General features: G+C 56.6%; 13 protein-coding genes. 4 read left to right on the top strand and 9 right to left on the bottom strand.

All coding sequences use genetic code 11. The annotated features are described in order from the left end of the window. Positions 1–18 precede the first annotated feature (18 nt). The 9 genes from JCR24_RS09865 to JCR24_RS09905 all read right to left on the bottom strand — a co-directional run bounded on the left by JCR24_RS09865 (position 19) and on the right by JCR24_RS09905 (position 8,882). Entirely contained in the window at positions 19–861 is an 843-nt protein-coding gene (locus tag JCR24_RS09865) for an FAD binding domain-containing protein (RefSeq protein WP_238980536.1), read from the bottom strand. Continuing rightward, a complete protein-coding gene (locus tag JCR24_RS09870; protein ID WP_238980537.1) occupies positions 848–3,175 on the bottom strand; it encodes a xanthine dehydrogenase family protein molybdopterin-binding subunit in 2,328 nt (775 codons plus the stop codon). The genes JCR24_RS09865 and JCR24_RS09870 overlap by 14 nt, the downstream gene beginning before the upstream one ends. Further along, a complete protein-coding gene (pucB, locus tag JCR24_RS09875) occupies positions 3,162–3,800 on the bottom strand; it encodes a xanthine dehydrogenase accessory protein PucB (RefSeq protein ID WP_238980538.1) in 639 nt (212 codons plus the stop codon). Before pucB ends, JCR24_RS09870 begins: the two co-directional genes overlap by 14 nt. Continuing rightward, positions 3,800–4,825, bottom strand: coding sequence for an XdhC family protein (locus JCR24_RS09880; protein ID WP_238980539.1), 1,026 nt, complete (start codon positions 4,823–4,825; stop codon positions 3,800–3,802). The genes pucB and JCR24_RS09880 overlap by 1 nt, the downstream gene beginning before the upstream one ends. 2 nt (positions 4,826–4,827) lie before the next feature. Beyond that, entirely contained in the window at positions 4,828–5,271 is a 444-nt protein-coding gene (locus tag JCR24_RS09885) for a hypothetical protein (RefSeq protein ID WP_014194861.1), read from the bottom strand. Next, complete coding sequence (locus JCR24_RS09890; RefSeq protein ID WP_023633774.1) at positions 5,264–7,519, bottom strand: molybdopterin oxidoreductase family protein; 2,256 nt, start codon at positions 7,517–7,519, stop codon at positions 5,264–5,266. The genes JCR24_RS09885 and JCR24_RS09890 overlap by 8 nt, the downstream gene beginning before the upstream one ends. Positions 7,520–7,523: 4 nt before the next feature. Continuing rightward, complete coding sequence (locus JCR24_RS09895; RefSeq protein WP_014194863.1) at positions 7,524–7,748, bottom strand: hypothetical protein; 225 nt, start codon at positions 7,746–7,748, stop codon at positions 7,524–7,526. A 93-nt stretch (positions 7,749–7,841) separates the two neighbouring features. After that, positions 7,842–8,021 carry a type II toxin-antitoxin system antitoxin gene (locus JCR24_RS09900; protein ID WP_238980540.1) on the bottom strand — a complete coding sequence of 60 codons (180 nt, stop codon included), beginning with the start codon at positions 8,019–8,021 and terminating at the stop codon, positions 7,842–7,844. A gap of 15 nt (positions 8,022–8,036) precedes the next feature. Beyond that, positions 8,037–8,882 carry an SPFH domain-containing protein gene (locus tag JCR24_RS09905; RefSeq protein WP_047757530.1) on the bottom strand — a complete coding sequence of 282 codons (846 nt, stop codon included), beginning with the start codon at positions 8,880–8,882 and terminating at the stop codon, positions 8,037–8,039. Positions 8,883–9,155: 273 nt separating this feature from the next. Here JCR24_RS09905 and hutP point away from each other — a divergent pair, with 273 nt between their 5' ends. The 4 genes from hutP (at position 9,156) to JCR24_RS09925 (ending at position 13,264) form a co-directional block, all read left to right on the top strand. Then, a complete protein-coding gene (gene hutP, locus JCR24_RS09910) occupies positions 9,156–9,602 on the top strand; it encodes a histidine utilization transcription antiterminator HutP (protein WP_014194867.1) in 447 nt (148 codons plus the stop codon). Positions 9,603–9,721: 119 nt separating this feature from the next. Beyond that, positions 9,722–11,236, top strand: a complete 1,515-nt coding sequence (gene hutH / locus JCR24_RS09915; RefSeq protein ID WP_238980541.1) for a histidine ammonia-lyase — start codon at positions 9,722–9,724, stop codon at positions 11,234–11,236. A 343-nt stretch (positions 11,237–11,579) separates the two neighbouring features. After that, entirely contained in the window at positions 11,580–12,308 is a 729-nt protein-coding gene (locus JCR24_RS09920; RefSeq protein ID WP_185968142.1) for a TerC family protein, read from the top strand. A gap of 23 nt (positions 12,309–12,331) precedes the next feature. Beyond that, positions 12,332–13,264 (top strand): D-2-hydroxyacid dehydrogenase, encoded by a 933-nt coding sequence (locus JCR24_RS09925; RefSeq protein ID WP_238980542.1) that lies wholly within the window; start codon positions 12,332–12,334, stop codon positions 13,262–13,264. Positions 13,265–13,276: the final 12 nt, after the last annotated feature.

Consider the following 13,276-nt stretch of genomic DNA (forward strand, 5'->3'; position numbering starts at 1 on the left):
CGCATGCTCACCTCCTGTTTAGACGGTTTCTCCGTCTCCGAGCTCACGAAGCATATCTTCAAGCAGCTGGGCGGCCACGAACAGCCGGTAGTCTGCTGAGCCTTCAATATCGTGCAAAATCGGGCGCGGGAAGGCGTCAACCGCTGCTTGGATTCGTTCACCAACTGGGCGGTTCCGGTCGTTGAGGTGCGCCTCAACGTCAGCCGAGCGAAACGGAAACGGGTAGATGCCGCTTAGGGCAACGCGAACCGTCCCGTCTTTTTTCAGCGCTGCAATCGTCACAAGCGGGTAGCCGACTTCCCCTTGCTTGCGGCGCTTGCGGTGGAAATGGGGCAGGGTGGCGGTGGCACGGTCAACCTTGAACTGGACGACAAATTCACCGCGGCCAAGCTGCAGCTGTTGATGAAACAAGTCAAGGAAGCGGCATTGCCTGATGCCGTATGGTCCGGCGATGATGACATCCGCCTCGGCGACGAATAGCGGCAGTGCGGTCTCACGGTAAAAAATTTGTCCGCAGATGTTGCCGCCGAGCGTAATTTGGTTGCGCGCTGTCCGGTCGGCGACTTCTCGCGCCGCTTTTGTCAATAACGGGAACGGATTTGCTTCTTCGAGCTCGCCGAGGGAGAGCGCCGCTCCGAGCACGAGAGAACCATTGTCGACATCAAGCGACCGACATTCAGGGATCGATTTTATGTCAATGACGGCCGCGGTGCGGACAAGGTTCAACCGAGACAACGTGATGATTTCCGTGCCGCCGCCGTAGTAGAGCGGTCGTTTTCCATCCCGCTCGAGCGCCGCAAACAGCGCTGTCGCTTCGGCGATCGACTGCGGCCGGTAGTAGGCAAAGTCAAACGGAACCATAGGAGTCCCCTTTCTGTGTCCGCCAAATGAGTTCAGGCACAAGCGGCAGTTCATTGAGCGGCACGCCGGCAGCGAGAGACAAGGCGTTTGCCAAGGCGGCGGGCATGCCGATCAAGCCATGTTCGCCGATGCCGCGAGCGCCGTATGGGGCATCGATTTGCGGCGTTTCGACAAACTCAACGATGTACTCTGGATGTTCGCCGAAGCGAATCGGCCGGTATGTGCGCAACTGTGGGTTTAACACGCGCTGTTCGTTGTCAAAAAGAAACCCTTCGCGGCTGGCAAAGCTTAGCCCCATGCTCATCGCCCCCATTGCTTGGCCAAGCGCTGCCTTTGGGTTGAGCACTTTGCCGGCATCAATGACCGCATACGCTTTGACAATGCGATACGTGTAGTCGCGGCGGTTGAACTCAATTTCCACTCCCTCGGCGCATACGCCCCATTCCGGTCCCGGTTTGCCGGCGCCGGTCTCCGGATCAAGCGGGGTCAAGTGGCGCAAAATGTAGCGGCCGCGCCCGATCACTTGCCCGCCGATGGCGTTGCCGTTCGGAAACTTGTAGCCATAGGCGATGTCTTTGATCGGAAGAAAGATGGCCGGGTCATCGCGCAAAAAGACGCGCCCGAACCCGACTTCCAAATCGTCCGGCGAGGCCCGCAAGACGCAGGCGGCGATGTCTTTTAACTGACGGATGGCGTCGTCGGCAGCGGCAAGCGCCGCACGTCCGGCCATAAACGTCCCGCGGCTGGCGACTGTTTTCCAATGTTCCGGCGTCGTTTGCGTATCAATATCCATTTTGACATGGACACAATCGACGTCCATCTTCAGCCGTTCAGCAACGATTTGCGCGAGCACCGTTTTCGTTCCGGTTCCGATTTCGACGACGCCGGAGATGACGTTGACACTGCCGTCGGAGTTGAACGTTAAGATGACGCCCGAGCTAGCATCTGTGTCGATCGTCGATGTTTTCCAGCCGCTGCTGATTCCCTTTGCTCTTACCGTATAAGCGTCCACTTCGACGCGCTGCCACTCGTCCCAGCGCATCAGCTCGCGCAACCGGTCGAGGCAGGCTGATATGTTGCCGACGTTGCTTTTCGTGAGCCGCACTTGCGTCGGGGTCGTATGCCCCGGGCGGATGGCATTTTTGCGCCGCACCTCCCATGGGTCAAGTTGAAGCGTTCGTGCCAATTCATCGATGGCCCGCTCGACGGCAAATGCCTGTTCGCAATGGCCAAAACTGCGAAACGGCGTCGCGTACGGGCGATTCGTATAGACGCACAATGAATCACAAAAGACGTTTTCGACATGGTACGGGCCGGTGCAATCGACGGCTGCGGCGCGGCTGACATCGATCGCCTTGTCGGAATAAGCCCCGCCGTCAAATAGAAATAAGATTTCCATGGCCTTGAACAAGCCCTCTTTTGTCGCGCCGATTTTGACGGTTGCCTCCAAACCGATATGGACGGGCGAAGTGACCATGTCATGCTCGCGGCTGTTCCAGACGCTCACTTTTCGGCCGCCGACCGCTTTGGAGGCAAGGTAGGCAAGCAGCTCAAGCTGGACGGGCGCTTTTCCTCCGTAGGCGCCGCCGACAAGCGGCGTATGGACGATGACTTTGCCGGTTTCTTCGCCAAAATACGTATGAAGCAACTTCTTGATCATAAACGGTGACTGTGAGGAGGCGGAAATATGGATCGTGCCGTCCGGCCAAATTTCTGCCGTGGCGCAGCGTGTTTCCATCGCGATATGATCGGAAGGGGCGAACGATACGCTTGTTTCGACGATGACGTCGCTTTCAGCAAACCCTTGTTCAATGTTGCCTTTTCGGATTTTCGTCCGGTGGGCGACGTTTGTCCCTGGCTCAGGATGAGTCGTTTTGTTTTTTTCATAGCGGTCGAGATGTTCATGCAATAATGGAGCGCCTTCTTTCAACGCCTCGCGCGGCGAGCCGACGGCTGGAAGCGGTTCGTAAACGACGCGGACGAGGCGGGCTGCTTGTTCGGCTTGCGCGAGCGTATCGGCTACGACGACGGCGACGACTTCGCCATAGTAGCGCACTTTGTCGACGGCGATCGGCGGACGATCGCGCATGTCTTCACCGGTGAGCGGAAGCCCTTCGCCGGTCACAACAGCATGGACGCCGTGGACGGCGAGCGCGCGGCGTGCATCCAGCGAGAGGATGCGCGCATGGGCGTATGGGCTTGTTACTAGAGCGGCATGAAGCATCCCCTGTTCTTTGAAATCGTTCGTATATTTCGCCCGGCCGGTCACTTTATCCCACGCTTCTTTGCGGATGATGCTTTTACCGATGGCCACGGTGGCGTCCCTCCTTTTCTTCTCGATCCATGACGGCACGCTTATAATCGTCTATCGTGTCAATGTCGATGCCGATCGTCTCATCGCCTTCATACAAGAGACCGCGCCAACGCGGATGGTGAAACAGTGTGCGCCCCCCGGCATCGCCCCTTAGAGCAAGCAAGGAAGGGAACATTTGTTTCCCAAAAATGACTGGGGGCATCGGCGTGCCGAAGCGGGTGAAGGCGACGTAATCAGGACGGTGGCGGCGGTAAAGGTCGGTAAGCGCATTGATTACGTCCGCAGTGACAAATGGTTGGTCCGCCAACAATACGACAGCGGCGTCCGCCCCGCTAGCGAGCGATTCCCGCAAGCCGCAGGCAAGCGAATGCGCCTGCCCACGGCAATGGTCAGCGCAACGGGTGAAGCGGCAGTTTTCATGATTCCGAAGCTCGTCTGGAAGCCACGCGAGCGCATCGTCCGGAGGAACGACAACGATGACGGGCGCAAGGCAAGAATGAAGCGCAGCCTGAAGGCCGGCAGCGCCCAGCGTGCTTTCCCCCCAGGGCAAAGCGCGTTTATCCGTTCCCATCCGCCGGCTTTCTCCAGCCGCCAAATAAATGCCAGCGATGGTTGGGCGACTCATCATACTCTCTCCGTTGACCGCCTGCGAAGGACGCTGATCAATTCGGCAGTGATGCTGACGGCGATCTCATACGGACCGCGTGCGCCGATGGAAAGCCCTGCCGGCGAACGGACAAATGGAGGCGTCGAGCCGGAAGGAAAGAGGCGGTCCGTGCGCCGCCGCGGACCGAGCACACCGAGATAAGCGAGTGGCATGTCGGCTAACAAGGAAACGAGTTCGCGGTCGCGTTCAAACTGGTGGGTCATGATGACAACAAAGTCGCGCTCGTTTAGGCGAAGCCGCGGAACAGTTTCATGGGGAAAGCCCATGACGAAGGCATCGGCGTCCGGCACGTGGGATGGATGGCAAAACGCTGGGCGCCAATCGCTTACGGTGACGGAAAACCCGGCGGCTTTGGCCGCTGAGACGAGCGGCGGGGCGTCTGATCCGGCGCCGAATACGACAAGGCGCGGTTTTGGCCAAAAGTGCTGAACGTAAAATGTTTCCCCGTCCACTTCGTACAAACCGCTTCGCCCTTGATAAAACGGCGTTTTGTGAAGCCATTCGCGCCATTCCCGATGCGGCGTTCGGCGGCAACCGCCGAATTGTTCGCCTGTTTCGCTTTGGAAAAACGGCCGCTCGTCTGGATACACGATGCTTCGGACCATCAGTACATGTTCGCCGCGGTCAAGGCGCTGTTTCAACGTAAGCCAATCCGGTTTCGTCTCGTTTGTGACCGGCTCAAGCCAAACATGGATGACGCCGTCGCATCCGCTTCCTTGCCCCCACCCTCCGTCATCTTCTGCGCGCAAGTCAAACGATAGGGCCGCCGCCTGCCGGCTTGACAGCACTTCGATCGCATGCGCAGCCACCGCTTCTTCGAGGCATCCGCCGCTTAATAAGCCGGTTGTCTTTCCGTCTGCTCCGATCCACATCCATGTTCCTTCCTTTTGGTAGGCCGAGCCTTCCACGTCAATCGTGATGGCGAATACACCATCGTTCGGCGCGGCGGCCATGGCATTGAGCGCGGCATAGTAGCTTTCCATGCTTATCCTCCTTCCGCATGGCGCCAAAGGCGGCTAAGCTGTTGAAAACGCGGCGTGACGATCAATAAACTTTCATAATGGCCGTAAGCGGCAGCCACCGTCGGCACGAGCCGCATCAGCGCGTACGTGAGCGCTTGAAGCGGCACGCTCGGGTGGAACCGACCGACCGCTTTGAGCATCTCGTTCGTTTCTGCCATGGCTTCGGCCGTGCGAAACAGCACGCTTAGATGATATTTTGCTTCGTTTCGTTCAAGCGGTCCGCTAAGAAGGGTGGAGACGTGTTCGCTGAGTTCTTCGGCCAATGCGGCGAGCCGTTGAAAAAGCGGATAGGTATACCGATGTTCTTGCACGTATGGGCGCAGCTGTTGCTGGATCGTTTCATTGGCCGCTTGAATGTCGCTGAGCAGACCGCTTATCTCTTTTCGATTGTCCCATTGTTCATTCATCGCGATCCTGTTCTCTCCCTAACCATTTTTCGACTTTGCAAACGCCGTTTTTAAAATGCGGCTGTTTTGACACTTGATCCCACGTATCGAGTGTCAGCTCGTTTGCCGCTTCCTGCTCAAGCAGTGATCCGTAGTGAAACGGAAGAAACACCATGCCCGGCAGCACGGAGTCGGTGAGGCGAGCGCGAACGATCACTTCACCGCGGCGGCTTGAGACGCGCACCCAGTCGCCCATTTGGATCTGCAAGCGGGCGGCGTCGTCCGGATGAATTTCCGCATACCCTTCCGGAGCCGACAGCTGCAAAAGCGGAGCCCGCCCGGTTTTCGTCCGCGTATGCCAATGGAAGACGTTGCGCCCGGTATTCAGCCAAAACGGGTATTCCCGATCCGGCCATTCGAGCGGCGGCGACCAGTCGATCCCGTACAAAATGGCGCGTCCGTTGGCGCCGATGGCGGCGAACTCTTCGCGCGTCCGCGCCCGTCCTGTCCGCATGTCGCGACCGTATGACTCAGCCTCATCGACAGCCGTCGGAAACACGTTGTCGGTGTACAGCCGTTTTTTTCCTTCGGGATATTGTTCGTTGCACGGCCACTGAATGCCCCCAAGCCGTTCGATTTTTTCATAGGTCATGCCCGACATGTCGCACGGACGACCTTTTGAGACGAGGCGCCATTCGTTAAATGCCTCCTCGGGTGTGCGGTAGGTGATGAGCGGACGCCCGCTTCGGTCGCGAAACCCCATGCGCCGGGAAAATTCGATCAGCAGCTCCAAGTCGGACGGCAAGCCGAACGGCGGGTCGACCGCCTTGCGAAGCACGTTGACGCGCCGCTCCAAATTCGTCATCGTGCCTTCCTTTTCTCCCCATAAAGCGACCGGGAGAACGAGGTCGGCGAACTCGGCTGTTTCGTTGAAAAACGGATCTTGGACAACAAGGAACACCTGTTTGAGCAGTTCGATCACCCGCTTGCGGTTCGGCAGCGAAACGGCCGGATTGGTGGCGATCACCCAAAACATGCGGATGTGCCCTTCCTCGATCAGCCGAAGCATCTCCATGACATGCGTTTGCGGGCCGACCGGCAGCGTCTCGACATCGACATTCCATAAATCAGCGATTTCTTGCAAATGTTTCGGGTTTTCATCGTTCCGGTATCCGGGGTAAAAGCCGGCGCCGCCGACTTCGCGGTTGGACATCGAGCTCGGCTGCCCGGCGTGCTGAAACGGCCCCGACCCCGGCTTGCCGATTTTGCCCATGATTAAGTGCATCGAATTGACGAGCGAGGCGGCGGCCGTAGCGTCCATGCTTTGATAGACGCCTTGCAGCAGTACGGTGACGGTTGTTTTTGACGTGCCGATCCATTCGGCGCACGTTCGCAAATCGCGTTCTGGCACACCGGTAATTTGTTCCACCACTTCGGGCGTGTAGCGGGCGGCCGTTCGCTCGAGCTGCTCATACCCAACCGTATAGCGTTCGATGTAGCCGCGGTCGATCCAGCCGTTGGCGATGAGCAAATGAATCAGCCCGTTTAAGACGGCGACGTTCGTGCCGCTTTTCGGCCGGAGCGATAAGTCAGCCATTTTTTGGCTGATGTCAAGGCGCGGGTCGATTTCCACAATTTTGGTGCCGCGCTTCCGCCGGGCATCGAGTACCCGCTCCCAGAGGACGGTATTCGTCTCGTTTGAGTTCCGGCCGATAAATACGATGACTTCCGCAACATCCAAATCGTCAAGGCAGGCCGGAGGACCGTCGGCGCCGAAGCTTTGGATAAGCGACCATTCGGCTGTCGCCGTGCATAGCCTTGTATTGGCGTCAACGTGGTGGGTGCGCAAACCGGCGCGGGTGATTTTCGCGATCGTATAATATTCCTCTAAATACAGCTGCCCGCTATGGTAAACCGCGATGCTCTCCGGGCCATGAGCGGAAAGTAATTCTTTCGTTTTTTCCACCAGCAGCGAAAGGGCATCGTTCCAGCTTGCCGGTACGAGTGTTCCGCTCCGGTTGCGGATGAGCGGCCGGGTCAGCCGGTCAAGGCTGTTGTTCGCCCACCATTGGTTTTCTCCTTTCGGGCCGAGCCGACCGCGGTTGACTGGGTAGCGGACATTGCCTTTAATGCCGACGATGCGGTTGTCTTTGACCGCGATGTAGCAGCCGCAGCCGTTCGAGCAAATGCCGCAAGTGGAATACACCCACTTGTCAATTTCGCCTTGCGTATATACGCACATATCTTCGCGCGGCGTCTCCCAAGCCATAATGTCATCTCCTCACGAAGGATAAATGATCGGTGGTGATAATCGCTCGCAGCTGCTGGTACGATGGATACGAAGATGTGTAGCGGATGGAACGGTACGGCAAAAACGGGGGAGGTGCAGGCGTCGTTGCTGCGTAGATGGGAAGCTGTGACGACGGCACACCTGTTTCAGCGCGAAACGGCGGCGTGATGAGCTGCCAAAAGGCAAGCGGCGGCAGCGAATGCGGCATCGGTTCGCCCCCTTTCAAAAAAGGCTCTGCTATCATTATATTTCTGTAACAAATGACCATGACTGAAAAAGGAAAGAAGCCAGCCGTCATCGGCTAGCCTCCTTGTTTTTGATCTGTTTTTCCTTTCCCGAGCCGTCCGGCCCGCTTCGCTGCCTCCTTCAGCAAAAACTCGATCTGGGCGTTGACGCTGCGAAACTCGTCCTGCGCCCATTGTTCGAGCGCGGCATATAATTCATGGTCAATGCGCAGGGGAAATTGTTTTTTCTTTGCCATCGCACTCCACAACCGTTAATATAGACTGCCGGTATTGATCACCGGCTGGGTGGCGCGCTCGGAGACGATCGCGACCATTAAGTTGTTCACCATTGCGGCTTTTCGTTCATCATCTAACTCTAAAATGTTTTCTTTGTCAAGTTGTTCAATCGCCATTTGCGCCATCGAGACAGCGCCTTCGACGATTTTTTTCCGGGCGGCCAAAATGGCGGCTGCTTGTTGACGCTGCAACATGGCGCTCGCAATTTCCGGGGAGTACGCCAAGTGAGTGAGGCGCGCTTCCATCACCTCGACTCCGGCGACACGCAATCGCTCCTGCAGCTCAGCGGCGAGAACATCGGAAATAATATCGGCGTTGCCGCGCAACGTAATCTCGTTGTCGTCTTCAAACGTGTCGTACGGATATTTTGTCGCGACATGGCGAATGGCGGCTTCGCTTTGAATCTCGACGAATTGTTCGTAATCATCAACATCGAACACAGCCTTGGCTGAATCAATGACGCGGAAAACGACGACGGCGGCAATTTCAATCGGATTGCCTTGAACATCGTTCACTTTCAACTTGTTGCTCGTGAAGTTGCGCACGCGCAGCGATACTTTCTTTCGAACGGTGAGCGGCACGGTGAAAAACAGCCCGCTGTCGCGAATCGTGCCGAAATAGCGGCCGAAAAAGGTGAGTACTTTCGCTTGATTCGGCTGAACGATCGTGATGCCAGTCGCCAAGAGGGCGGCAAGGGCGAAGCAGAAAACGGCCAATAAGAGCTGCACTTGAATGAGGCTGACAAAACCAGCCATAACGAAAAGGGCGATGCATCCGATGCCGATAAATCCATCCATGCGCCATGCTTTTTGTTCTCTCATACCTATCCCCCTAATAGTGTCGATTTGATATTTATATGATATCATATAATCAAAAAAATGGAAACAGGGATTGATCATGTTAAGACGAGAAGAGGGATTCGCCCATAGCTCGCCACGAGGCAGATGTTTCTAACTATTTTCCATCCAGAAGCATAAAGGGCGATCGTTCAGCCTGTTAATGTTTTAATGTGCTAAAAAATGGAAATTCATAATTGACATCGCATTCATTGTCATCATACAATAGAAAAAAAGACCAATAGGTGTGTAGAAGCAATGGAAACACGACAAGCGCGCATCGGCCGGCTGGCATTGTTGCTGGCGATGCTTGACGAGGGAGAGGAAGAAGCGGCCCTCGGCCAGCTCGAGGCGCTCGCTTGGCGCTATTGTCAAGGGCGGGTCGGGGCGATGGAGCCGCAAAAAATCGTCGCGGCAATTGAGACGGCGGCGAAACGGCATGGAGTGGTTGACGGTGGCTTGTACCGTGAGATGCACGCCTTATACCATGCGATTTTAGAGGCAGTGCATGGCGTGACGAGAGGGCAGGTAGAGTTAGGAGATTTGTTGAGAACCGCTGGCCTTCGTTTCGCCGTGGTGCGCGGTATGCCATATGAACAGCCGAACGAAGGGGAATGGATCGCCGTTGCGTTGTACGGGACGATCGGCGCTCCGGTGCGCGGGCTCGAGCACGAGGCGGCCGGGCTCGGAATCAATCATATATAAGACGGTAAGTGCCTAGAGCAATAAGTCATGAGGAGGCGAACGCTGCCATATGGCAGGGCGCCTCCTTTTTTGTTTGCCCAGGCGTTCGATTGAGAAAACAAACGAAGGGAGATGAAATGATGATCGTATTGACCGGGCATACATTGACGATCGATGAGGTAAGACGTGTTGTCTATGAACGGGAGCGGGTGGCGGCCGATGAGGAAAGCATGAGGGCTGTCGAGAAAAGCCGCGCGGCAGTGGAACAAGCGATCTCCAATGGACGGACGATCTATGGCGTGAATACGGGTTTTGGCAAACTCGCCGATGTGCGCATTGAAGGAAGCGACCTTGAACAGCTGCAAATCAATCTTCTTCGCTCGCACGCTTGTGCCGTCGGCGAGCCATTTGCCGAAGATGTCGTGAGGGCGATGCTTCTTTTGCGGGCGAATGCGTTGTTGAAAGGGTATTCCGGCGTGCGTCCGGCGGTCATTGAGCAGTTGCTCGCATTTTTGAACACCGGCATCCATCCGATCGTGCCGCAGCAAGGTTCCCTCGGCGCCAGCGGCGATTTAGCGCCGCTCGCCCATTTGGCGCTGGCGTTTGCCGGCGAGGGAGAGGCGATGTACCAAGGGCGGCGGATGCCTGCCGCCCAAGCGCTTTCACAAGCGGGGATTTCACCGCTTTCCCTTCAGGAAAAAGAAGGGCTGGCGCTTATTAACGGCACGCAGGTGATGACGGCCGTCGGAGCCCTTGCTTACTTAGAGGCGGAACAACTGGCGTATGACAGTGAATGGATCGCGGCGCTGACGATTGAGGCGCTTTATGGCATTGTGGACGCGTTTGACGCCCGCATCCATGCAGCCCGCGGGTTTCAGGAGCAGGCGGAGGTGGCGGAACGGCTGCGCCGCTATTTAGCGGGCAGCCAACTCACAACCAGGCAAGGGGAGCGGCGCGTGCAAGACGCGTATTCGATCCGCTGCCTCCCGCAAGTGCACGGAGCGTCGCTTAGGGCGCTTCGTTATGTGAAGGAAACGCTTGAAATCGAAATGAACGCTGCTACGGACAATCCGCTTATTTTTGCGGACGGGACGGCGCTCTCTGGCGGCAACTTTCATGGCCAACCCGTTGCGATCGCCATGGATTTGTTGAAAATCGCGGTGGCGGAGCTGGCCAACATCAGCGAACGCCGCATCGAACGGCTTGTCAATCCGCAGCTTAGCGAAGGCTTGCCGCCGTTTTTAAGCCCACAGCCCGGCTTGCAGTCGGGAGCGATGATTATGCAATATGTCGCCGCTTCGCTCGTGTCGGAAAACAAGACGCTCGCTCACCCAGCCAGCGTCGATTCGATTCCGTCATCGGCCAACCAGGAAGACCATGTCAGCATGGGAACGACCGCCGCCCGCCATGCGTACATGATCGTGCAAAACGCTCGAAAAGTGTTGGCGATTGAGCTCATTTGCGCTTTGCAGGCTGTCGAAGCGCGCGGCATCGAGCGAATGGCCCCGTCAACGAGGCAGTTTTACCATAAGGCGCGCCGCATTGTTTCCTCCATTACAGCTGACCGCGTCTTTTCTGATGACATTGAAGCGGTGGCGGCGTGGTTGAGCGAAAGGGCAAACCATCACTTTCTCCGTGATGAAGCGAAAGCTTAGAAGTCTAGTGAGAAAGAGCCAGGAAGTTGTGGGGTTGCAAGGTTTTTCAACTTGAGAAATACTGTTGGAGGACAGCATTTCCCCTTGAATCACCAGCTTTTTCAAGAAGGGCAAAGCATAGTGGGCGTAGAGGCGTGAGAGCGTTCAAGGATAGGTGTTTGAAAAAATGGTAGTTATATAGACCTTTTCCGCTAGAGATAGGGAAGCAGTCATCAGTGAAGATGGTTTGCTTCCCTAACTTTTTCTACGGAGTTCGGACGATGCAGTGAGCCTTCCCCATAATTGGTTAGGACGAGAGCATTGACAGTCTATTCCATTGTTGTCCCCCAGTCGAATTTGCAGTATGATGAAGAAGAGAGACAAAGGGGAAAGGGTGGGTATATCATTGACAATTTCTGCCGCGGCGCTGTTGGCGTTATGGAAGATTATTGCGATTGATATCATTTTGTCTGGGGATAATGCGGTCGTCATTGCGATGGCGACGCGGCGGCTGCCGAAAGACCAGCGAAACAAAGCGATTTTTTGGGGAACAGCGGGGGCGGTGTTGCTGCGCATCTTGTTTGCAGCCATCATTGTCTTTTTACTGAACATCCCGTTCGTTCACTTCGTTGGCGGATTGCTGCTTGTATGGATCGCCTATAAAGTGCTTGTCGAACGGGAAGAGGAAGCGAACGTACAATCATCAGACCGGTTGTTGAAGGCGATTGCGACGATTATCATTGCCGATGCAGTGATGAGCCTTGATAACGTTGTTGCTGTGGCCGGGGCGGCCGAAGGGCATCTTGGCATGCTGGCGCTCGGGGTAGCCATCAGCATCCCGATTATGATTTTCGGCTCCAAAGCGATCGTCCGGGTGATGGAACAACATCGATGGATCGCGTACGTTGGGTCGGGCATTTTGGCGTGGACGGCCGGAAAGATGATGGCGGGGGATGAAGGGGTGCTGCATTGGGTTCACCTTTCTTATGGCCCGTTCGTCTACGCGGTTGCCGCCGGTGTGACGATTTTGGTCGTGTCTGCCGGCTATATCACGAATAAAAAGGCCGAGCGTGAAGAAGGGACGTTGATTTGAGCGGTTGGGGGTGGTGTGATGCCATGAACATCCAACGCATTCTCGTGACGGGAAGGCTTTATGCCGAGCTTGCCGCCCTTCTCCCGGACAAGCGGCCGGATAAAGCGTTTCGCTTTGTGGCGGAAGAAGAATTGACGGCCAATGATTTCGCCTGGGCGGATGCGTACGTCGGCTTTCGTCCGGCCGGGCCGTTTTCGCTCGCCAATTTGCGCTGGGTGCATTCGCTCGGCGCGGGCGTTGACGCGTTTTTGTGGAAGCAGGAATGGAAGAAGAACGTGTTGCTGACGCGGACGATCGGGTCATTTGGCGAGCAGATCGCCGAATATTGCCTCAGCTACTTATTGCGCGACGCCCAATGTCATGACGTGTATGCATGGTATCAAGAACAGCGGCAGTGGAAGCCGCTCGCTCCGAAACGGCTTGGTGAACAGCGGATTGTCATTTATGGGACGGGTGAGATCGGCCGGCGCATCGCGGAAACGCTTCGTCTGTTCGGCGTTTCGCCGATCGGCGTATCGCGAAGCGGCCGAGACACGCCGCCGTTTTCGGCTGTTTGCCGCCATGAAGAGGCGGGGGAAGCGCTTGCTTGCGCTGATTGGGTGATCGCTGCGCTTCCGCTGACAGAGGAAACGCATCATCTCTTTGACGAGACGTTTTTTGCCTGTTTGCACAACGCGGGCTTTATCAATGTTGGGCGTGGGGCGACGGTTGATGAGACGGCGCTTGTCGGCGCCTTGGAAAACCGAAATGTCCGCCTGGCGGTGCTCGATGTGTTCGAAGAAGAGCCGCTGCCGCCGCACTCGCCGCTTTGGGTTCATCCGAATGTCATCATCACCCCGCATATCGCGGCGCTGACATCAGTTGACGCCGCCGCCCATAGCGTTTTAGACACGCTCCGCCGCATCGAAACGGGCGAACCGCTTGCCAATGCGGTCGATGTGAGCCGGCAATATTGATCAAAAAGCTGC

The organism is Geobacillus sp. YHL (assembly GCF_022341265.1).
In the GTDB taxonomy this organism is placed as follows: Bacteria; Bacillota; Bacilli; order Bacillales; family Anoxybacillaceae; genus Geobacillus; species Geobacillus thermoleovorans.

Coding starts and splice junctions, on each gene's coding strand:
- hutH (WP_238980541.1), top strand. CDS start 9,722: ATGATCGTATTGACCGGGCATACATTGACGATCGATGAGGTAAGACGT.
- JCR24_RS09890 (WP_023633774.1), bottom strand. CDS start 7,519: ATGGCTTGGGAGACGCCGCGCGAAGATATGTGCGTATATACGCAAGGC.
- JCR24_RS09880 (WP_238980539.1), bottom strand. CDS start 4,825: ATGGAAAGCTACTATGCCGCGCTCAATGCCATGGCCGCCGCGCCGAAC.
- pucB (WP_238980538.1), bottom strand. CDS start 3,800: ATGAGTCGCCCAACCATCGCTGGCATTTATTTGGCGGCTGGAGAAAGC.
- hutP (WP_014194867.1), top strand. CDS start 9,156: ATGGAAACACGACAAGCGCGCATCGGCCGGCTGGCATTGTTGCTGGCG.
- JCR24_RS09900 (WP_238980540.1), bottom strand. CDS start 8,021: ATGGCAAAGAAAAAACAATTTCCCCTGCGCATTGACCATGAATTATAT.
- JCR24_RS09865 (WP_238980536.1), bottom strand. CDS start 861: ATGGTTCCGTTTGACTTTGCCTACTACCGGCCGCAGTCGATCGCCGAA.
- JCR24_RS09920 (WP_185968142.1), top strand. CDS start 11,580: ATGATGAAGAAGAGAGACAAAGGGGAAAGGGTGGGTATATCATTGACA.
- JCR24_RS09885 (WP_014194861.1), bottom strand. CDS start 5,271: ATGAATGAACAATGGGACAATCGAAAAGAGATAAGCGGTCTGCTCAGC.
- JCR24_RS09925 (WP_238980542.1), top strand. CDS start 12,332: ATGAACATCCAACGCATTCTCGTGACGGGAAGGCTTTATGCCGAGCTT.
- JCR24_RS09895 (WP_014194863.1), bottom strand. CDS start 7,748: ATGCCGCATTCGCTGCCGCCGCTTGCCTTTTGGCAGCTCATCACGCCG.
- JCR24_RS09905 (WP_047757530.1), bottom strand. CDS start 8,882: ATGAGAGAACAAAAAGCATGGCGCATGGATGGATTTATCGGCATCGGA.